Source organism: Pedobacter gandavensis, from assembly GCF_032678745.1.
Taxonomy (GTDB): domain Bacteria; phylum Bacteroidota; class Bacteroidia; order Sphingobacteriales; family Sphingobacteriaceae; genus Pedobacter; species Pedobacter gandavensis_C.
This window is the reverse complement of the sequence record NZ_JAVTST010000002.1, coordinates 500,732-520,370: the sequence shown is the minus strand read 5'-3', so window position 1 is coordinate 520,370 and position 19,639 is coordinate 500,732. Positions and strand designations below refer to the sequence as shown.

Here is a 19,639-nt window from a genome sequence, read left to right as displayed (position 1 = left end):
GTATCCTTATCTTAAAAGATTTTTCCAGCTTACTCTGCTAGAGATTAACTCTTCCAGGTCTTTGATATCAATTCTTTGTTGCTCCATTGAATCACGGTGACGGATCGTTACCGTATTGTCTTCTAAAGTCTGGTGATCTACCGTTAAACAGAATGGCGTACCAATTGCATCTTGTCTGCGGTAACGTTTACCAATTGCATCTTTTTCTTCATACACACAGTTGAAATCAAGTTTCAGGCTGTTCATGATTTCTCTTGCTTTTTCTGGTAAACCGTCTTTCTTCGTTAATGGGAAGATGGCTACTTTAACTGGTGCTAAGCAAGGGTGTAAGCGTAATAAAGTTCTGCTGTCTTGTTTTTCTTCAGTACTCAAATCCTGCTCTTCGAAAGCATTGATCATAGTTAATAAGAACATACGGTCTAAACCGATAGAAGTTTCAATTACGTAAGGAACATAGTTTCCGTAAGGCTTGCCTTCTTCATTCAGTTCACTGTCGAAATATTGCATTTTCTTACCAGAGAAAGTCTGGTGTTGTACTAAATCGAAATCTGTACGACTGTGGATACCTTCTACTTCTTTAAATCCGAATGGGAATTCAAATTCGATATCTGTAGCTGCATTTGCGTAATGTGCTAATTTCACATGGTCATGGAAACGGTATTTCTCCTCAGGAGTACCTAAAGCCTGGTGCCATTTTAGACGTGCTTGTTTCCAATATTCAAACCATTTTGCATCTTCACCTGGGCGAACAAAGAATTGCATCTCCATTTGTTCAAATTCACGCATTCTCATGATGAACTGACGTGCAATTACTTCATTTCTGAATGCTTTACCAATTTGTGCGATACCGAAAGGAACTTTCATTCTTCCAGATTTCTGCACATTTAAGAAGTTTACAAAAATACCTTGTGCGGTTTCAGGACGTAAATAAACCTCTTCTGCACCTTCTGCCATCGCACCAAACTGCGTGCTGAACATCAGGTTAAACTGACGAACATCCGTCCAGTTTTTAGTGCCACTCACCGGACAAGCAATTTCATGCTCTTCGATCAGTAGTTTTAAGCGTGGAAGATCATCAGCTGTTAATGCGTCATCCATATCAGCTTGCAATTTTGCAGCTTTATCAGTTTTACCGTCTTTTTCGTAACGGGCAATTTTATCTTCTAACAACTGGTCAGCGCGGTAGCGTTTTTTCGAGTCTTTGTTGTCGATCATAGGATCGCTAAAGCCATCTACGTGTCCGCTGGCTTTCCATACTTTCGGGTGCATAAAGATTGCAGAATCAATTCCTACAATGTTTTCATGCATCTGAACCATGGATTTCCACCAATAAGTTTTAATGTTATTCTTTAATTCCGAGCCTAATTGTCCGTAGTCATATACAGCACTTAGTCCGTCATAAATCTCGCTACTTTGAAATACAAAACCGTATTCCTTGGCATGTGATATTACATTTTTAAATTGTTCGTCGTTAGTGTTCTTTGCCATAATGATGCAAATATAGAAGATTAACAAATATATATAGGGCCTAAATTCCTACTTTTGACCATGAAACAATTTAATCTGCTTCTGGTAAGCTTCCTAATGCTTGCCGTATCCTGCACAGGACAAACAAAAAACTATATTTCTTTTAGCAATAGCGAAGAATTAAGGTCGTTTTTAAATAGAAAAACACCGGGTTATCCGCTGATCTCTGCACATAGAGGCGGACCAATGAAAGGTTTCCCTGAAAATTGTATTGCAACATTTCAGAATGCAACGAAATATCAACCAGTAGTGATTGAATTTGATGTGGCTTTGAGTAAAGATTCGGTATTGGTGATTATGCATGATGACCGTCTGGACAGAACCAGCAATGGAACGGGGATGATTGGTAGCTATACTTATGCAGAACTACAAAAACTACAATTGAAAGATGATGAAGGAACTTTAACCAACTATAAAATCCCTACTTTAAATGAAGTGCTGACCTGGGGGAAAGGGAAGGTGTTGTTTACTATAGATGTTAAAAAAGGGGTGCCTTTCGCAAAAATCATTGAAGAAGTACGTAAAACAAAATCTGAATCCAATTCTATTGTGATCACTTATAATGACAATCAGGCGGTAGAAGTACACCGTTTGGCACCCGACCTGATGATTTCTGCTTCTGTTAAATATGCGACAGACTTAGAACGATTGAATGGCAAAGGTGTTCCAAATAACAGGATTGTGGCTTTCGTAGGCACCTCTCTTCCAACGGAGAAAGTGTTTCAAGGATTACATGAAAATGGGATTACCTGTATCATGGGGACCATGGGCAACTTAGACAAACGCGCATTGGCCAGACCAAATGCTAAAGATTACTATCAATACCTGGAAGCGGGTGCTGATATGATTTCTACCGATAACCTGGCCTTGGCAGGAAAACAATTTGATCAGTACAGAAAAGATAAAAAGATTCGTTCCTCACACGTTAAAAAGGTAAAATAAATTGAGCATCCAGGTAAATTCACTCAGCAAGCATTTCGATCAACAAAAGGCGGTAGACGGAATTAGCTTTGAAGCTAAGCCAGGTAAGATATTGGGTTTTCTTGGTCCTAATGGGGCTGGGAAATCAACTACAATGAGGATGTTGACGAGTTACCTGAAACCTAGTTCCGGTACGGCCAGCCTCTGCGGTTTTGATGTCCAGACGCAGTCGATCGAAGTTAGAAAGATCATGGGCTATCTTCCTGAAAATACACCTTTATATGCCGATATGTATGTTCAGGAGTTTTTACTGTTTGTAGCCAATACTTATCAATTGAAAGATGCGAAACAAAAAGTTAAGGAAACTATTGAAAAGGTAGGCCTTGCTTCGGAACAGCATAAGAAGATTGCAATGTTGTCTAAAGGCTATAAACAAAGGGTGGGATTGGCACAGGCGATCATCCATGATCCCCAGGTTTTGATCCTGGATGAACCAACCTCTGGACTGGATCCTAATCAGCTGGTGGAGATCAGGGACTTGATCAAACAATTGGGGAAGAATAAAACGGTGATCATTTCTACGCACATTATGCAGGAAGTAGAAGCACTTTGTGATGAGGTTATTATTATTGATAAGGGAAGAATTGTAGCAAATTCGGGTATCAATGAACTCAAAAAAGAACACCATCTGACTTCTTTAGAGGATATATTCAGGAAACTGACTTCCTAATGTAGTTTTTTTGCTGCGGTTTTAGTCATTGGCCAAGTTTTTGCTTTTGAGTATTGATTTTATATCAATAATAAAAATTAAACTTAAACACATGAAAAAAGTATTTTTACTAACAGCAATCGCAGGTATTTTTGCATTCTCGAACGTAAAGGCTCAGAAAGATCCTGCTATGAATGGCCCTAAATTAGGTATAGGTGCAGAATTTGCGTTTCCAATGGGAAACTTCGGTGATATTTATAATATGGGATATGGAGGTTCATTATTGTACCAACATCCTGTTGCTCCGAATTTAAACTTAACTGCAAATGCAGGTTATTTAAGCTTTAAAGCTAAAGATATTTTTGGTGGTGGTACTTCAGGAGTTATTCCGGTTAAAGTTGGTGCTAGATATTTTGTAGCTGAAAACTTTTATTTGAATGGTGAAATTGGTGCTGCATTCTCAACTGAGAATGGTGGTGGAACAAAATTCGCGTATTCACCAGGAGCTGGTGTTGAATTTCCTGTGGCTGATAAAGCTTCCATTGATTTAGGTGTACGTTACGAAGGATGGTCTAAAGGTGATGGATTGGTTACGCCTTCTTTCATTGGTCTACGTGCTGCATTTAACTTCGGTTTATAAGCTCGATCCATTTTATTCCGTGCTAACATAAGCACATAGGCAAAGCCTTCCTGGAAACGGGAAGGCTTTTCTTTTTTTGTCTTTTAAATTTTCTAACTTCGGCATCGTTAATCCAAATGAATGTACGCGGTATTTAAAAGAGAGTTATTTAGTTTACTGAATTCATTGATGGCCTATATTACCATTGGTGTTTTTTTGCTGGCTTCCGGCCTATTGTTATGGTTTTTCCCCGATACTTCCATTCTGGAGTATGGATATGCAGAGCTTAGCGGATTTTTCGGTCTGGCTCCTTTTTTATTCCTTTTTCTTATTCCTGCCATCACCATGCGTTCTTTTGCAGAGGAAAGAAGGGAGGGGACTTATATCTTGCTGGCCACGCGTCCGGTAAGCGATTGGCAGATTATTTTCGCTAAATATCTGGCCTGTTTTGTCCTGGTGATATTTGCCCTATTGCCCACATTGATTTATTCTTATTCGATTTCTGAATTGACCTTGCCAAAGGGGAATATCGATACTGGTGCTATCATCGGTTCTTATATTGGATTATTATTATTAGGAGCGGCTTTTGTCTCCATAGGGATTTTTGCTTCATCGCTGACTAAAAATCAGGTAGTGGCATTTGCTTTATCTGTGTTTCTTTGTTTCTTCGCTTATAGCGGATTTGAGGCGATGAGCCAGATCTTCAGCTTTCGCTCGATTGAAAATGTATTAATCAATCTGAGCATCAATGAACATTACCAATCCATGAGCAGAGGGGTGTTAGATACACGAGACCTGGTTTACTTTCTGACTTTTATCCTGGTTTTCCTGGGCTTAACCAAACTGCTGATCGGAGGTAGAAAATGGTAATGAAACAGCATAAAATAGGCAGCATTGCTGTTTTTATTATTGCTTTGGTTTTAGTCAATGTGCTGGCACAATATGTTTATACCAGAATCGATTTTACCAAAGAAAAACGATATACCTTAACACCAAAATCTAAGGAGATCCTGAAAGGAATTAAGCAGCCGATTACCATTACTGTATTTCTAGATGGCGATTTACCAGCTCCTTTTAAAAGGTTGAGAAATGCCACAAAAGATCTGCTGGCAGATTATAAAGCGGAATCCGGACAGGAGATTAAAGTGATTTTTAAAGATCCGATTTCCGGACTATCTATTGCTGATCAGGACACGGTAATGAATCATTTATACAGTGCAGGGATTGAACCCACCACTATCAACATTAAAAATGATGCTGGATTTGCACAGAAAATTGTTTTTCCGATGGCTATGCTCGAAAGTCCAGACAGACAATTACCTGTCAAGCTGTTGCAGAATTTAGGAGCTACAGGTGGTTATGAAGAAAATATCAACAACTCTATTCAGAATCTGGAATACCTGTTTACTTCCGCCATTCAGAAAGTGCTTTCTGCGGATCATCCGAGGATTGGTTTTACAGAAGGCAATGGGGAGTTACCGGACTTGATGTTAAATGATGCGATCACGAGTTTGTCTGACAGCTATGAGGTGGGTAGGGTGAATCTGAGTACGATCGATGCTGCGGGACTGGATAAATTGAAAACATTGATCATTGCTAAACCTCAAAGAGAATTTACAGAAGCTGAAAAATATAAGATCAATTACTTTGTGATGAAGGGGGGCAGGGTAGTCTGGGCGATTGACCAGGTGAGTGCCGATCTGGATAGCTTAAAGGGTTCTGGAGAGCAACTGGCCTTCAATAAAAAGCTGAACCTGGACGACATGTTGTTTATGTACGGTGCAAGGATAAATTATAACCTGATTGCTGATGCCAATTGTGCCGAAATTCCATTGAGTATGGGGGCTAATGGGCAAATAGAAATGGCGCCATGGGTATATTATCCTTTGGTGCAGCCGGACACTTCACATAACCTGGTTAAGAATATAGATGTGCTTAGAGGGGAGTTTGTGAGTACAGTGGATACCATTGCCGTTAAAGGATTAAAGAAAACGGTGATTTTACATTCTTCGCCTTTTAATAAAATTTTCAATGCCCCTAAATTATTGTCACTGCAAATGGTGGCAGAGCAACCAGATCCCCGTGATTATGCGAGTGTGCCGCAGTCATTAGGTGTATTGATTGAAGGAAGCTTTCCTTCGGTGTTTTTGAATCGTTCTGTTCCGGCAGGGATTACCGGAAGCTATCCGCTTCCCGCAGTTAGCAAGCCTACCAAAATGGTGGTGATTGGTGATGGTGATGTCTTCAAAAATCAAATCAGCAGTAAGGACGGTTCTGCATTTCCATTGGGCTTCGACAGATACACGCAAAAAAATTACGGAAATAAAGCTTTGCTCTTAAATATCGCAGATTACCTGTCAAATGACGATCATTTAATCGCTTTGAGGAATAAAGAGGTTAAGATCAGACTGTTGGATAAGGCAAAGCTGCGTACGGAAAAACTACAATGGCAATTGGTCAATATGGCTTTGCCATTAATATTGTTAATATCGTTCGCGATTTTTCAACATTATTACCGCAAGCATAAGTATGCGAGGTAATTTTTATATTTTTGAGAACTGACAAGATCATACTATGAGATTTATTGTATCCACATCAACGTTATTAAAACATTTGCAAACAGTAAATGGTGCATCAAGCAGCAGTACTGTATTGCCGATATTGGAGAATTTCCTTTTTGAAATTAAAGATGGAAGTTTAACCATCTCTGCTACTGATTTACAAACCAGCATGACCACCTCTTTACCGGTTGAGTCTAAGGAAGGCGGAAAAGTAGCTGTGCCAGCAAAAATACTTTTAGACACATTAAAAACATTACCAGATCAGCCGATCTCTTTCAATATTGACGACAACACTTTCTCTATTGAAATCAGCGCAGGTGACGGTAAATATAAACTAAGCGGAGAAAATGGGGACGATTTCCCGAAAATCCCGGTAGTTGAAAATGCTTCATCGGTAAACCTTCCTGCCTCTGTATTGACAGAAGCGATTACCAAAACCATTTTTGCAGTAAGTAGCGATGAGTTACGTCCGGCAATGACAGGTGTATATTGCCAGTTATCTGAACAACACATCACTTTTGTAGCCACTGATGCACATAAATTGGTAAGATATAGAAGAATGGATAGCAAAGGCGAAAAAGCTTCTTCATTCATCCTTCCTAAAAAAGCATTGACCTTATTAAAAGCAGCACTTCCTTCTACTGATGTGAATGTTTCTGTGGATTATAATGCAACCAGTGCTTTCTTTAAATTTGAAAACATCAATTTGGTTTGTCGCCTTATTGATGAGCGTTACCCGGATTATGAAGCAGTAATTCCTGCGAATAACCCAAATAAGCTAATTATTGACCGTGCTTTATTTTTAAATACCTTACGTAGGGTGGTGATTTTCGCCAACAAAACTACACACCAGGTGCGTTTAAAAATCAATGGTTCTGAGCTGAATATCTCCTCTGAGGATTTAGATTTCGCCAATGAGGCGCATGAGCGTTTGAGCTGCCAGTATGAAGGTGAAGATTTAGAAATTGGTTTCAATGCCCGTTTCCTAATTGAGATGCTGAGCAATCTGAGCGGAGAAGAAGTGACATTAGAACTTTCTACACCTAACCGTGCAGGATTACTAATTCCACACACGAATGACGAGAATGAAGATGTTTTAATGTTGGTGATGCCAGTAATGCTGAACAACTACAACTAGAATTATCTTAAAGTATAATGTAAGGCCTGGTATTTATATCAGGCCTTCTTTTTGCCAAATTCCCAAAAGAACCACGGAATTTATTCTGTCACAGCTAACTAATTATTGACGACTAAAATTTAAAATAGCAGGTTTATTAACAGGTTATTCTTAGTTTTGGTGCTTAAACTATACGATTTGGAACTTTTATCACAACTAGTAGATTTTATATTGCATACCGATAAAGCCTTAGTGCAGCTGGTAAGCGATTATAAGACATGGACTTATCTAATTTTATTCTTAATCATTTTCGCGGAAACCGGATTTGTAGTGACGCCATTTTTACCTGGTGACTCGATGCTATTTGCTGTTGGTGCATTGATTGCAAAGGGCGGAACAGGCCTGGACATCTGGATCATGTTCCTGTTGCTCACCATTGCTGCTATTGCAGGAAATAGTTTGAACTACCGTTTGGGCAGCTATTTTGGGATTAAAGTCTTTAAGGAAGGCAATAAAATCCTAAAACTGGAATACTATAACAAATCTCATGAGTTCTTTGAAAAGCATGGTGGTAAAGCGATTATTTTTAGCCGCTTTCTTCCGATTTTCAGAACGATTGCGCCTTTCGTTGCAGGGGTAGCCAAAATGCCTTTCGGCAGATTTACCTATTATAACGTAGTGGGTGGTATTGGCTGGATTTTCAGTTTATTATTTGCTGGCTTCTTATTGGGACAGATTCCAATCATCAGAGATAACTTTTCAATTGTGATCATTACGATTGCTGTTGTGACCTTCGGTCCGGTAATTTATGCAGCTGTGAAAAGCAGAATCAAACCCAAAGATATTTTGAAGGACTAATTCGGTTCTCTACCAATAATACGCCCTTTATCATTGGGCAGCGGCGCAGCTTCAAGCTCTTTAACAAGACTTGAAGCTGCGTTTTTTTTAGGCATATTTCTTAAGTTGGGTTGTCCGGCATCAATCCATGCGGAGTACCAGTAACTTCCTGTGGCATGGACAGCAGCGCGCATTTGTCGCTCCACCATCTGGTTCATTTCCTGGTGATAAGCAGTTGAGTACTGCAAAGAATACTGGCGGATCAGCAATTGCTGTCGCTTAGAAAAACTGTATTTCTTTCTTCCAGGGGTGTTTGCGCTTACTTTCGCTTCCATGGCCAGTACGCTATCCAATAAGCGATGACTATTACTGACGATCTTCCAGGCTGTTTTTAATGGGTCATCTACATAGACTGCTTTTCCGACCTGGAAATTGTATTTTTCAGCAAAGAGTTCCGGTAATCGACTTTCCCAGAAGGCATGGATACCGTGCTGGTTGGTCAATTGCCCGTTGTGGTTTTGGGTAGTGTGCAAGGGGACGTGGGCATCAGAAAGGTAATGTCCGAGGTAAGCAGAATAAATCAGAATTTTCAGAGAATCCCTTTCTGTAAAGGCTTTGACGAGTTTGAAATAGGATTTTTGGATTTGCCAGGGGAGGGTGCCATTGAGCTGTAGTTTTTTAGCACCATATTTTTTTAGGGCGTCATTCCATTTCCGTGGAATACTGTCAATATGACTTTCATAGCATTCTACATCGAGGAAATGTCTGGGTGCTTCTGCCGAGTCTGCATAGCGACGTTTGTCGGCATCTACCGCATGTTCGCTGAGGTAGTTGATGTTTTCCTTGTAAAAAGTATTGAGGCCCTTATGGAGCGTAAAAACAGCCAGATAGTTGATGCGTTTATGTGCGTAAAATCCCCAGGAGGAACACAACATAAAAATGCCTAAAAGCAAAACAGGGATAAATACACGATTCATCCCTGTCAAGTTCTATATTTTTACCTATTGAGTGGTTATTCTTCGATACTTTTTCCTTTCATGGCTGAAGATACGGCCATGTCCATCACTCTTTCTGCAAAAGGACGGGTGAATTCATTCAGCTCATCCGCTTTTTTCAAAATAGTATCTTTTTCTGCAGTAGCCAATGCGGTTTTAAGCGCCTCAATATGAGTTTTAGTGTCTGTGATTTCTGCTGCTGTTAAGAAGTTGCCATGTTTTTCAATGAAACGTTCTGCGGTATATACCAATTGCTCGCCTTCACTTCTTGCCTCGATCAACATGCGTTGTTCCACGTCACTTTTCGCATGGGTAATGCTGTCGATCAACATTTTTTCTACCGTATCATCGGTAAGGCCATAGCTAGGGGTAATGTCGATTTCCTGTTTTACACCAGAACGAAGTTCAATGGCCTGAACAGTAAGAATTCCATCGGCATTCAACATAAAGTTGATGTCTACTTTAGGCAATCCTGCCGGCATTGCCGGAATTCCCTTTAGGTCGAATTCTGCCAGTTTCCTGTTTTCTTTAACCAGGTCACGTTCTCCCTGGAATACAGAGATCTTCATGTTCACTTGTCCGTCGATAGAGGTGGTATATTGTCTACCTGCTTTGGTAGGTACTTTTGCATTTCTAGGGATGATTACGTCCATCAATCCGCCCATGGTTTCAATTCCAAGGGACAATGGCGTTACATCTAGTAATAGGATGTCTGAGCGGTTTCCAGCAAGGATATCTGCCTGAATTGCAGCACCCAATGCTACTACTTCGTCCGGATTGATCTGGTCGTGTGGCGTAGAATTGAAGAACTCAGCTACTTTTGCTTTTACATAAGGGGTACGCGTGGAACCACCTACCAGGACCACTTCGTCGATTTCATCTACAGTTAGATTGGAATCACTTAAAGCTTGTTTACAAGCGTTCAGGGTTTCTGCAACTTTGGCCGAAATGAGTTCTTCAAAGGTCTGTTTATCTAAAGTACACCAGATTTCTCCGATTTTTTCATTGAAAAGATTTTGAGTACTCAATGCTTTTTTAGCTTCTTCCGCTTTTAGTCTTAAAGACTGCATTAAGCCTTGATCGGCTGATAATGCTGCAGCATCAAGTTTATTTTTTTCTATCCAGTGGTGAACGATGGCACGGTCAAAATCATCACCTCCTAAGAAGGTGTTTCCATTGGTTGCCAATACTTCAAAGATTCCATTTTGAATGGATAGGATGGAAACGTCAAAGGTTCCGCCACCAAGGTCGTATACAGCAATGTTTTTTTGTTGAGTAGGGTCCAGACCGATACCATAAGCCAGACTGGCTGCGGTTGGTTCGTTTACGATTCTCAACACATCAAGACCTGCTAATCTGCCCGCATCACGTGTTGCCTGGCGCTGACTATCATTAAAGTAAGCAGGGACAGTAATTACAGCACGGTTTACAGGTGTTTTTAAGGCGTGTTCTGCTCTTGCTTTTAGTTCTTTCAGTATTTCTGCAGAAAGTTCTATTGGCGTGTAAAACTTATCACCAGCTTTAATCTTTACCAATGAATCGTTTTCGTCATCTATGATTTTGTAAGAGAAAGTATCCTGGTGAGCAGCAACATCTTTATAGGATCTGCCTAATAATCTTTTTACTGAGAATATGGTGTTTGAGGGATCGCTGATTAAAAATTCTTTGGCTTCATTTCCTACAACTGCATCGCCATTTGAATTAAAATGCACGATAGATGGTACCAATACACCTTTCCCAGTGTCATTAATGACCATAGGGTTTTTGTCGGGGTTGATAAAGGCCACCAGACTGTTGGTTGTACCAAGGTCAATGCCGACGATGATTTCTTCTTTCTGTAGGGAACCTGTTGCGAGGTTAATGGATATCTTTGCCATAGTTGGGCAAATTTAGGAATGTTTTGTTCTTTTTTTGTTTTAAGGTTGTAATGTTTTATCCTTCTGACGTTGAATCAGCTCTTTTTTATGAATATTATACAACCATAACACGATATCCTGATAGCTATCAGTTCCTTTTTTCTGGTTATTTAGCTTTAAAAAGCTATCCAGGGCTATATCCATATACCCATACATATCGCTGTTGTATTTTCTCCAGAAAGCTCTTTCTATTTTAAAATCGTTTATGGTAACCGGGTTTATGGTCTCGTATAAACGCTGATAATCTTCTGGAGATTTGATTTTGACTTCAAAAAGAATGCTTCTGAGCATGTTATAGGCCGCAGAATACTGGAAGTTTTTATCACTGCTATTGATGGCTACGAGGTAACCGATCAGGTTGGCTTCATCTTCCCGGCCGATACCTAACTGATGTGCAATCTCATGACAGGTGACAAAAGGTAAGGACGTTGTAGGGAGTCTGGTGTTGACATTGGCTTCGCCAGATACTGGGTTGTAATAGCCTTCAATGCCGATTTTAGTGACTATCCAGCTGTTCAATACGGCTTTCACAGCAGGATTTCGATAGTTGAAAAGAGGATTGGTTTTCTTGAGGTCATCATAGGAAATTTTGGCTTTGCTTTCCAGTTGATCCAGATTATATCGCTCTTTTTTAATTGTTTGTAAATCGTTGAGCTGCGCTATGAAGTACTCGCCTAGCAAGACTAAATCTGCTGTTGTGTATTTTTCATTTGAAATACCCAGTTGTTGGGAAATGGATGGACGGGAGTAGTTCAATCCCCATAGGATTTTAAAGACGAGGTATAAGATCAATCCGAAATTAACGACTTGCAGTGGAATCCTGATCCGGTCTGCCTTTGTTAGTTTCTTTTGAAATAGTTTTTTGAAAAATAAATACAGGCTTCTTAATACGAATAAAACGAGTAGGACGTATAAGAAATCGCCAAGAGGGAATGGGAATAGGGAGCTGACCCAGCGTTGAACAAGGGAGCTGACCTGATACAGGCCGTTGGAATAGTATTTTTCTATAAAATTACTGTTCAGTCCGGCAAGAAATACGATTCCTGACAGACTGAACAGCAGGACAAACTGTTTAATCCGGGGTTTGTCCATTAAACTCATTATCTATTAAAGGCCAGTCTTTTTCCTTTTTCATTGGTCATAAAGCTACCTTTTTGATAAGCCAGGTTTCCAGAGATGAAGGTATGTGTGATTTCCGACTGGAAGGTTTGTCCTTCGAAAGGCGACCATCCGCATTTGTACCAAAGGTTTGCTCTGGTTACTTTAACAGGATCATTCAGGTTTACTAGTACTAAATCTGCCCAGTAACCTTCTCTAATAAAACCTCTTCTATCCACCTGGAAACAAGTAGCCACGTTATGAGCTGTTTTTTCTGCAATCTGCTCTAGTGTGATTTTCTTTTGATGGTACATTTCCAATAATGCAGAAAGGGCATGTTGTACCAATGGGCCACCAGAAGGGGCTTGCAGGTAAGGTTGCTCTTTTTCGGCAATGGTATGTGGGGCATGGTCTGTTGCAATGATGTCTATATGGCCATCCAATACGCCTTTTAAGATCGCATCTTTGTCCTGTTCTGTTTTTACAGCTGGATTCCATTTGATCCAGTTGCCTTTTGTAGCATAATCTCTATCGTCAAACCATAGGTGATGGACACAGGCTTCTGCGGTGATTCTTTTATCTTTTAATGGCGTGATGTTGTCAAATAATGCGACTTCTTTAGCGGTAGAAATGTGGAGAATGTGTAAACGGGTCTGGTGTTTTTTAGCCAGTTCCACTGCCATAGAGGAAGAAATATAACAAGCTTCTGCGCTTCTGATCAATGGGTGCATGTCAATGGTGATATTATCGCCATACTGTGTTTTGTAACGCGCCATGTTTTCTCTGATGGTCTTTTCATCTTCACAATGTGTAGCCACCAACATGGGTGCATCTTTGAAAATGTTCTCCAGAACGGTCTCATTGTCTACCAACATATTTCCGGTAGAAGAGCCCATGAATACTTTAATTCCACAAACGTTTTTAGGGTCAGTTTTCAATACTTCATCCAGGTTATTGTTGGATGCGCCCATGAAAAAGGAGTAATTCGCTAAAGAAACTTCTGAGGCAATTTTGTATTTATCGGCCAGTAATTGCTGACTTAGTGTATTGGGAACCGTGTTGGGCATCTCCATGAAGGAGGTGATCCCACCGGCAACGGCAGCCATACTTTCAGAAAATATATCTGCTTTATCCGTTAGTCCGGGTTCTCTAAAGTGTACTTGATCATCGATCATTCCAGGGAAGAGGTGCAAGCCCTCTGCATTGATTTCTTTTGCGCCCTCCGCTTGGATATTCGGCGCAATTTTCACAATAAATCCCTCTTTAATTAGTACGTCAGCAACAAAGATTTGGCCTTCGTTTACCACTGAGGCCGCTTTTATCAGAATGGTGTTCATGCCTTCAAACTTAAATAAAAAAAATTGTTATTTGCCCTTCCAGATGTTATCTGCAGGGTTCGCATCAACAAATATCCCTCCATCAACCAGGATTTCGGTCACTGCCTGTTTTGCATTTAAGGTGATGGTGGTCGTTTTTTGATTGGCTTTCCATAGGGCAGCGCTCTGGTGAAATATGCCTGTTGTACCATCTTTATATTTCAATTTTATATCAAAAGGGACGGCGAAACCACCAATGTTATCAAGTTTAACCTGGTAAACAAGTCCTTTATTGGACAATGATTTAATAGCGAGGTCAATGTAATTATTGCTAAAAAACCAGTTATTCCAGTACCAGTTCAGGTTTTGTCCGGATACGTTGTTAAAGGTGTAAAAGAAATCCCATGGAATAGGATGTTTACCATTCCAACGCTCCATGTAGGCATGCAGGTATTTCTTAAAAGCGACATCACCTAACATATCTTTTAAGGCCAGGTAGGCCAGTGCAGGTTTTACGTAAGCATTATTGCCGTAACCGGGACCGGACACTTGTGTAGAAAGGCTGATGATTGGCTGATCTTCTTCTGTAGAAGCGTCACTGATCCAGGGGTTTGTTCGGAATGTTTTGAAGTTCTCATCTGCTTTCTCTTTTCCTAGTTGTGCGCTGGAGATCAGGTATTCCAAAGTGGTGGCCCAACCTTCATCCATATGTGCATAACGGGTTTCATTGGTTCCCATGTAAAAAGGGAAATAAGTATGTGCGACTTCGTGGTTCAATACAAATTGAGAGAACTCGAGGTCAGGAGTGGTAGAGTCGTTGATCATCATCGGATATTCCATATCCGCGAAGCCCTGAACAGCGGTCATTTTTGAAAAAGGATAGGCTATCCCGGGCCAGTTGTTGGAAAACCAGGACAAAGATTGTTTGGTCCAGTCTACTGCATGTGGGAAATCGCTGGCCTTAGCATTGTAAGCTGCCTGCGCACTGGCTCTTCTACCAGTTTTCTGATCTACAATGACGCTACCGCCATCCCATAAATAATGGTTGCTCAATGCAAAGGTCATGTCTGTGATGTGATCTGCTGTAAATACCCAGCTGTTCCAGTCGTTTTGCTGGGTCACTAGGCCTTTCGTCATTTCTTCTGCATTCGCAATTGGGGCAATCGCATCGCTGGTATAAGATTTTTTTAGTCGCTCTGCAAAGATAGGTTGCAGTACTTCATCCGGATTTTGAAAATCGCCGGTAGCCCAGACCACATAGTTTTTTGGCGCTTTGACAGTAAGCTTGTAATCATTAAAGTCATTGTAAAATTCGGTTCTGTCGGTATGGGGAATCAGGTCCCAGCCATTGTAATCATCATATACGGAAACCCTTGGAAAGGCATAGGCCACAAAAAATGTATTGGGATCCAGCTGACCTTCTCTGCCGCTTTCTTTAGATAAAGGGTAGGACCAGCTGATGTTCAGTTCGGCCGTTTGTCCGGGGGATAGTGGTTTTTTGAGTGTAATCAATTCTACTGTTCCCCAGTTATCTGTTTTTACTTCATATTTTTGCTGGTCAATTTGAAGCGCGCTGATGGTCAGCCCTTCAGTTAAAAAGTCTTTGTTTACCGCATTGGCACGAGGAGCGGTAGGTTTATGGAGGTTGTTGACAAACCGAATGGCAATTTGATTCAGAGTATCCGGACTGTTATTACTGTATTTAATGGTTTCTGAACCGCTTACAATTTTACTGTTTGGGTCTACACTGATGGTCATGTCGTACTTCCCCTTATTCTGCCAGTATTGTTTTCCAGGTTTCCCATCTTTAGAGCGGCTTCCTTTTTCATAAGCCATTTTTATATTTCTTGGCAGGTATAAATCCTGGGCATAAACGTTTGTAGCTCCGCTGAGCAGGAACAGGAAGGCAGCGGAAATTGTTGCCTTTAACCATCTGTATTGTTGTTTTTGCATGTGGTTCATTCGTTATACTTATAAAAGTACAGTATTTATGATTTTTTAAAACAATCGCCATCATAAATAATACGTTGAGCTGTTGATCCTATAAATAATAGTATCTTTGCAAAATGCCCAAAACATTTGAAGAGTTTAACCTTAATCGACAGATTTTAAATGCTGTAGCTGATGCAGGGTTTACTGTTGCCACACCTATACAAGAAAAAGCAATTGCACCTGTTTTATCAGGACAGGATATATTCGGTATTGCCGAGACTGGAACCGGAAAAACAGCGGCGTATGTTTTGCCGATTCTGATGCAATTGAAATACGCTCAAGGCGTTGCGCCAAGAGCATTGATTCTTGCACCAACCAGAGAGTTGGCCATGCAAATCACTGAACACGTCAAAATTTTCTCTAAATATACAGACTTACGTACCGTAGTAGTTTTCGGGGGTATCGGTCCAAAAACACAAATCGAACAAATTAAAGCGGGTGTAGACATCATTGTGGCTACTCCTGGAAGATTTTTAGACATCTATTTAGCCGGACACATCAATACGCAGTATATGAAGTTTTTGGTGTTGGATGAAGCGGATAAAATGATGGATATGGGTTTCATTGGCTCTATCCACCGTATTTTAGAAGTGGTGCCTCGCCGTCGTCAGAATTTATTGTTCTCTGCTACGATGAGTGACCTGGTACAGAAAATTGCTGGTGACTTCCTGAAACACCCAACGATTATTGAAGTGGGCTTACAGGCTACACCTGCTGCAACTGTTACGCAGAAGCTGTATGAAGTTCCCAATTTCAAAACGAAGATCAATTTATTACAGCACCTGTTGAAAAATGATGAGGAGTTTAAAAGACTGATCATTTTCTGTAAAACGAAGACGGTTGCCGACAATATATTTAGCTTCATCGTGCGTAGGTTTGGTGAAGATGCAGTAAGGGTAATCCATGCCAATAAGGGGCAGAATACCAGGATCAACTCGATTAACAGCTTTAAAGAAGGAAATATCAGGGTGTTGGTGGCTACAGATGTGGCTTCCAGAGGAATTGATGTTTCTGAGGTGAGTCATGTAATCAATTTCGATGTACCAATTATTATTGAAGATTATGTACACCGTATTGGTCGTACTGGTAGGGCTTATGCTAAGGGGGATGCCTTAACTTTTGCTACGCCTTCTGAAAAATATTACATTGAGAAAATAGAGAAATTGATCAGACAACAGATTCCTGTGCTACCTTTGCCGGAAGAAGTTTTTGTGGAAGAGACGCCATATGAAGAACGTCAGGCAATCGCAAGAGCAATTGATGACCAGAAACGTAAGGATGATCCTGATTTTAAAGGAGCTTTCCATGAGAAGAAACACGCGGCAGCGATTGCAGCTTCAGAAAGAGAGAAAATGAAAAATAAAACTCCTGCCTGGAAGTCAAAGAAATTCAAAAACAAAAAGTAAAACAAGGGAATTGAAAGTAAAACTGACACCACTTAATATCATTTCAGCTGTCTTTTTAACGATAGCAGTAGTGATGTTATTTGAAAAAAGACAGCCAGTAAATGCACACGTAATCAATCTATATCCAATCCTGATTGGTTTTAGTCTGTTGATTGTGGTGATTGCTTTCGTGTCCGATCAGATTTTCAGGAAGTTTATTCCTGAACTGAAAAAGATCTGGATTGTGGAGTGTACCGTGATTCTTTTTACCATCCTCTTATTTATTATTATAAAAGTCAGCATAAATTAAATGAAACAAGCAGAAATTAAAATTACCGTTGAGTTAGACGACAACAATGTACCTGAAAATATCCTTTGGGAATCTACAGATTCAGCTAATAAAGAGCAGGTGCCTGTGAAATCGATGATGTTGGCACTGTGGGACCATAATTATAAAAACTCTATGCGCATCGATCTATGGACTAAAGACATGCCTGTAGATGAGATGAAAAGATTCTTTTATGAAACTTTACAAACGATGGGAGATAGCTTCCTAAAAGCTACCGGAGAGAAACTAATTGTTGAAGATTTACGCGATTATTGCGCGCATTTTGCAGACAAAATGGGAATTAACACGCAACAATAAAATCAGGATGAAAATTCAGGGAGTTATTGGTGCAGCAGTTATGGCTGTTGGTGGATTATGTCCGTTGATGCGCTTACCAATCATTGGAAACTGGAACTATTTTGATATCGACACTACTTTAGCGATCACTTTTTATGTGGTGGTACTTGTGGCTTTATTGGGTTCTTTTACTAATAAAGTAGGCTTGATTAAGTTTGCTGGTTGGGCAGGGATTGCATTAGTTGCGATTTCGCTGGTCGGTATTTATTTTAAAGTCAACGATTCTTTTGGCTTTCTTCATTTCAAAAAGCTGGTGAGTGTGGCTTCAGGAATGGTGAAACTGAAATGGGGTTGGTTTGTGATCCTGGCGGGTGCCGCAGTGTTGATCACAGTTAGGAGACCAAGAGTGGTATTGCAGCAAGCTGGTACACCAGATGTTGTGAAATAGCCTTTATTAACCTTATAAAATATAAATGAGCTGATCCATTCCGATCAGCTCATTTTTTTTGGCTTGATATTCAGTTCAATCCACCAAGCGCCTTTTGTTTTCTTTTTCGTTTGTAATGTGTTTGTTTCAGGCTATCTGTGCCGCTAATGATACTGATGTTTCCATCCACTTCAAAAATGGCAAGTTTCACTTCTTTAAATTTTTCTACGCCGTGTTCCCTCATGGCCTCTCTCAATTCATCATCGGTAATGTCTAGTTTGGCGAGTTTCTCAAAATCTAGTTTGCCATTATGAATTAGGATTTCCGGTTTCTCGGAAAGTATCTCTCTGATTTTTTTGCTTTTATACATCAGCTTTTTTAGCCCAAAATTCAGTGCAAAAAGAACAGCTGCAGCAACTAAGCCGCCTAATAGGCTCGTGTTGTTGCCTACCATTGCATTTTGAACCGCATTACTGATCAGTAAAATCAGTACTACATCGGTGGTGTTGAGCTGTGAAAGCTCCTTTTTACCAGTTAAACGAATGGCCACCAACATAAAGGCGTAAACGGCGAGACTTCTCAGAATGATGTTCAGATACTCGTTCATAGGTTTGTAGTTTATAGATTCAGCGTCATTTGTCCCTTTTTACTAATTGCCCGTTCATGGTCTAGTAGCCATTTTTTACGCCATAACTCTCCGGCGTAGCCCACTAGTTTGCCATTACTACCAATCACCCTGTGACACGGTATAATAATAGCCAGGTTATTTTTTCCATTCGCTGCGGCGATGGCTCGAATGGCCAATACGTTGTTTTGTTGCTTTGAGAATTCCAAATAGGAGCAGGTATCGCCATATTCAATGGTTTGCAAGGCGGTCCATACCCCTTGTTGGAAGTCGGTTCCAGGTTGTTTTAGGGGCAAAGTGAAGTTTTTTAACTTTCCTTCAAAATAGTCATTTAGCTGTGTAGCTGCAAGTTTACTGATGTTATTTTCCGAAAGGTCCTGTGTGTCGCTTTCCTTGAAAGTGACTTTGATTACTGATTCCTCATTGGCAAATATATAAAGCGGGCCAATTGGGCTTTGTAAAATACTGCAATAGATAGTGGTCATAATCATACTTAGGTGATTTTTGCAATTCAAATGTAGAAAATTTTAAGGCTTTAGTTTTTTTTGCTAGTATTGTCCTGATTTATAAAATGGAAGCGCAAGAATTTGTTGATATCGACGAGCTGGACTTCAATAGAAGTATGGCCAGATGGGTGAAGAAGAACCCACATATTATGCGTGCAATGACTGGACATCATTTGTTGATCATTTTGAGCAATGGCAATCTCCGCATTAATCTGAATCATTTTAGTCCGGAATATCAGTACAAATTTATAGACCATAATTTTGAGCATTATTGTTTGAAATTTATAGACCGACTGGATGAGTCAATTACCAGTTACCTCAGCACCTGGGGCATTCCTCAATGTGGCCTTCATTTTATCTTTCTTTTGAAAGGAAGAAATTTTCAAAAGTACATTACTTATCAGGTGTAAGTGTTGTTCGTTTTTCTGGATTACTTCAGTAAACAATTGCTGATGCTAAGACT

General features: G+C 40.2%; 20 protein-coding genes. 12 read left to right on the top strand and 8 right to left on the bottom strand.

The genetic code is table 11. The annotated features are described in order from the left end of the window. Window positions 1-6: 6 nt before the first annotated feature. On the bottom strand, window positions 7-1,488 hold the full coding sequence (locus tag R2S10_RS10000) for a glycine--tRNA ligase (RefSeq protein ID WP_316840303.1): 1,482 nt from the start codon (window positions 1,486-1,488) through the stop codon (window positions 7-9). A gap of 60 nt (window positions 1,489-1,548) precedes the next feature. Here R2S10_RS10000 and R2S10_RS09995 point away from each other — a divergent pair, with 60 nt between their 5' ends. From R2S10_RS09995 to R2S10_RS09965, 7 genes are all read left to right on the top strand, one after another. Continuing rightward, window positions 1,549-2,469 (top strand): glycerophosphodiester phosphodiesterase family protein, encoded by a 921-nt coding sequence (locus tag R2S10_RS09995; RefSeq protein ID WP_316840302.1) that lies wholly within the window; start codon window positions 1,549-1,551, stop codon window positions 2,467-2,469. A gap of 1 nt (window position 2,470) precedes the next feature. Further along, the gene (locus R2S10_RS09990; RefSeq protein WP_316840301.1) at window positions 2,471-3,178 is read left to right on the top strand and encodes an ATP-binding cassette domain-containing protein; all 708 of its coding nucleotides are present in this window, start codon (window positions 2,471-2,473) and stop codon (window positions 3,176-3,178) included. A gap of 91 nt (window positions 3,179-3,269) precedes the next feature. Beyond that, window positions 3,270-3,797 (top strand): outer membrane beta-barrel protein, encoded by a 528-nt coding sequence (locus R2S10_RS09985; RefSeq protein ID WP_316840300.1) that lies wholly within the window; start codon window positions 3,270-3,272, stop codon window positions 3,795-3,797. A 120-nt stretch (window positions 3,798-3,917) separates the two neighbouring features. Beyond that, window positions 3,918-4,646 (top strand): gliding motility-associated ABC transporter permease subunit GldF, encoded by a 729-nt coding sequence (gene gldF / locus R2S10_RS09980; RefSeq protein ID WP_316840299.1) that lies wholly within the window; start codon window positions 3,918-3,920, stop codon window positions 4,644-4,646. Beyond that, a complete protein-coding gene (gene gldG, locus R2S10_RS09975; RefSeq protein WP_316840298.1) occupies window positions 4,646-6,316 on the top strand; it encodes a gliding motility-associated ABC transporter substrate-binding protein GldG in 1,671 nt (556 codons plus the stop codon). Before gldF ends, gldG begins: the two co-directional genes overlap by 1 nt. 34 nt (window positions 6,317-6,350) lie before the next feature. Beyond that, on the top strand, window positions 6,351-7,475 hold the full coding sequence (dnaN, locus tag R2S10_RS09970; protein ID WP_182961418.1) for a DNA polymerase III subunit beta: 1,125 nt from the start codon (window positions 6,351-6,353) through the stop codon (window positions 7,473-7,475). 177 nt (window positions 7,476-7,652) lie between these two features. Beyond that, window positions 7,653-8,312 (top strand): VTT domain-containing protein, encoded by a 660-nt coding sequence (locus R2S10_RS09965; protein ID WP_316840297.1) that lies wholly within the window; start codon window positions 7,653-7,655, stop codon window positions 8,310-8,312. On the opposite strand, the gene R2S10_RS09960 is transcribed toward R2S10_RS09965, so the two are convergent. The 5 genes from R2S10_RS09960 to R2S10_RS09940 are packed head-to-tail and all read right to left on the bottom strand — an operon-like array spanning window position 8,309 to window position 15,578. After that, entirely contained in the window at window positions 8,309-9,268 is a 960-nt protein-coding gene (locus R2S10_RS09960) for a zinc dependent phospholipase C family protein (RefSeq protein WP_316840296.1), read from the bottom strand. The two genes, R2S10_RS09965 and R2S10_RS09960, sit on opposite strands and share 4 nt — an antisense overlap. A gap of 35 nt (window positions 9,269-9,303) precedes the next feature. Continuing rightward, window positions 9,304-11,163, bottom strand: coding sequence for a Fe-S protein assembly chaperone HscA (gene hscA / locus R2S10_RS09955; RefSeq protein ID WP_316840295.1), 1,860 nt, complete (start codon window positions 11,161-11,163; stop codon window positions 9,304-9,306). Window positions 11,164-11,202: 39 nt separating this feature from the next. Further along, window positions 11,203-12,294 (bottom strand): DUF3810 domain-containing protein, encoded by a 1,092-nt coding sequence (locus tag R2S10_RS09950; protein ID WP_316840294.1) that lies wholly within the window; start codon window positions 12,292-12,294, stop codon window positions 11,203-11,205. An 8-nt stretch (window positions 12,295-12,302) separates the two neighbouring features. Next, entirely contained in the window at window positions 12,303-13,637 is a 1,335-nt protein-coding gene (locus tag R2S10_RS09945) for a dihydroorotase (RefSeq protein WP_316840293.1), read from the bottom strand. A gap of 27 nt (window positions 13,638-13,664) precedes the next feature. After that, window positions 13,665-15,578, bottom strand: coding sequence for a M1 family metallopeptidase (locus R2S10_RS09940; RefSeq protein ID WP_316840292.1), 1,914 nt, complete (start codon window positions 15,576-15,578; stop codon window positions 13,665-13,667). A 104-nt stretch (window positions 15,579-15,682) separates the two neighbouring features. Here R2S10_RS09940 and R2S10_RS09935 point away from each other — a divergent pair, with 104 nt between their 5' ends. Genes R2S10_RS09935 through R2S10_RS09920 form a run of 4 tightly spaced genes read left to right on the top strand, consistent with a single transcriptional unit; the run spans window position 15,683 to window position 18,066 of the window. Continuing rightward, complete coding sequence (locus R2S10_RS09935; protein ID WP_316840291.1) at window positions 15,683-17,014, top strand: DEAD/DEAH box helicase; 1,332 nt, start codon at window positions 15,683-15,685, stop codon at window positions 17,012-17,014. Between the two features lie 10 nt (window positions 17,015-17,024). After that, complete coding sequence (locus R2S10_RS09930) at window positions 17,025-17,303, top strand: hypothetical protein (RefSeq protein ID WP_316840290.1); 279 nt, start codon at window positions 17,025-17,027, stop codon at window positions 17,301-17,303. Next, window positions 17,304-17,639, top strand: coding sequence for a gliding motility protein GldC (gene gldC / locus R2S10_RS09925; protein ID WP_316840289.1), 336 nt, complete (start codon window positions 17,304-17,306; stop codon window positions 17,637-17,639). A gap of 7 nt (window positions 17,640-17,646) precedes the next feature. Next, entirely contained in the window at window positions 17,647-18,066 is a 420-nt protein-coding gene (locus R2S10_RS09920; RefSeq protein WP_316840288.1) for a hypothetical protein, read from the top strand. A gap of 70 nt (window positions 18,067-18,136) precedes the next feature. Here the strand turns inward: R2S10_RS09920 and R2S10_RS09915 are convergent, their stop codons facing one another. Next, complete coding sequence (locus tag R2S10_RS09915) at window positions 18,137-18,652, bottom strand: DUF421 domain-containing protein (RefSeq protein ID WP_316840287.1); 516 nt, start codon at window positions 18,650-18,652, stop codon at window positions 18,137-18,139. Between the two features lie 11 nt (window positions 18,653-18,663). Then, window positions 18,664-19,161, bottom strand: coding sequence for a methylated-DNA--[protein]-cysteine S-methyltransferase (locus R2S10_RS09910; RefSeq protein ID WP_316840286.1), 498 nt, complete (start codon window positions 19,159-19,161; stop codon window positions 18,664-18,666). Between the two features lie 80 nt (window positions 19,162-19,241). On the opposite strand from R2S10_RS09910, the gene R2S10_RS09905 reads away from it, so the two are divergent. Next, the gene (locus tag R2S10_RS09905) at window positions 19,242-19,586 is read left to right on the top strand and encodes a hypothetical protein (RefSeq protein ID WP_316840285.1); all 345 of its coding nucleotides are present in this window, start codon (window positions 19,242-19,244) and stop codon (window positions 19,584-19,586) included. Window positions 19,587-19,639 lie beyond the last annotated feature (53 nt).

Coding starts and splice junctions, on each gene's coding strand:
- gldF (WP_316840299.1), top strand. CDS start 3,918: ATGTACGCGGTATTTAAAAGAGAGTTATTTAGTTTACTGAATTCATTG.
- R2S10_RS09945 (WP_316840293.1), bottom strand. CDS start 13,637: ATGAACACCATTCTGATAAAAGCGGCCTCAGTGGTAAACGAAGGCCAA.
- R2S10_RS09915 (WP_316840287.1), bottom strand. CDS start 18,652: ATGAACGAGTATCTGAACATCATTCTGAGAAGTCTCGCCGTTTACGCC.
- R2S10_RS09910 (WP_316840286.1), bottom strand. CDS start 19,161: ATGATTATGACCACTATCTATTGCAGTATTTTACAAAGCCCAATTGGC.
- dnaN (WP_182961418.1), top strand. CDS start 6,351: ATGAGATTTATTGTATCCACATCAACGTTATTAAAACATTTGCAAACA.
- R2S10_RS09935 (WP_316840291.1), top strand. CDS start 15,683: ATGCCCAAAACATTTGAAGAGTTTAACCTTAATCGACAGATTTTAAAT.
- R2S10_RS09995 (WP_316840302.1), top strand. CDS start 1,549: ATGAAACAATTTAATCTGCTTCTGGTAAGCTTCCTAATGCTTGCCGTA.
- R2S10_RS09960 (WP_316840296.1), bottom strand. CDS start 9,268: ATGAATCGTGTATTTATCCCTGTTTTGCTTTTAGGCATTTTTATGTTG.
- gldG (WP_316840298.1), top strand. CDS start 4,646: ATGAAACAGCATAAAATAGGCAGCATTGCTGTTTTTATTATTGCTTTG.
- R2S10_RS09920 (WP_316840288.1), top strand. CDS start 17,647: ATGAAAATTCAGGGAGTTATTGGTGCAGCAGTTATGGCTGTTGGTGGA.
- gldC (WP_316840289.1), top strand. CDS start 17,304: ATGAAACAAGCAGAAATTAAAATTACCGTTGAGTTAGACGACAACAAT.
- R2S10_RS09940 (WP_316840292.1), bottom strand. CDS start 15,578: ATGAACCACATGCAAAAACAACAATACAGATGGTTAAAGGCAACAATT.
- R2S10_RS09950 (WP_316840294.1), bottom strand. CDS start 12,294: ATGGACAAACCCCGGATTAAACAGTTTGTCCTGCTGTTCAGTCTGTCA.
- R2S10_RS10000 (WP_316840303.1), bottom strand. CDS start 1,488: ATGGCAAAGAACACTAACGACGAACAATTTAAAAATGTAATATCACAT.
- R2S10_RS09905 (WP_316840285.1), top strand. CDS start 19,242: ATGGAAGCGCAAGAATTTGTTGATATCGACGAGCTGGACTTCAATAGA.
- R2S10_RS09985 (WP_316840300.1), top strand. CDS start 3,270: ATGAAAAAAGTATTTTTACTAACAGCAATCGCAGGTATTTTTGCATTC.
- hscA (WP_316840295.1), bottom strand. CDS start 11,163: ATGGCAAAGATATCCATTAACCTCGCAACAGGTTCCCTACAGAAAGAA.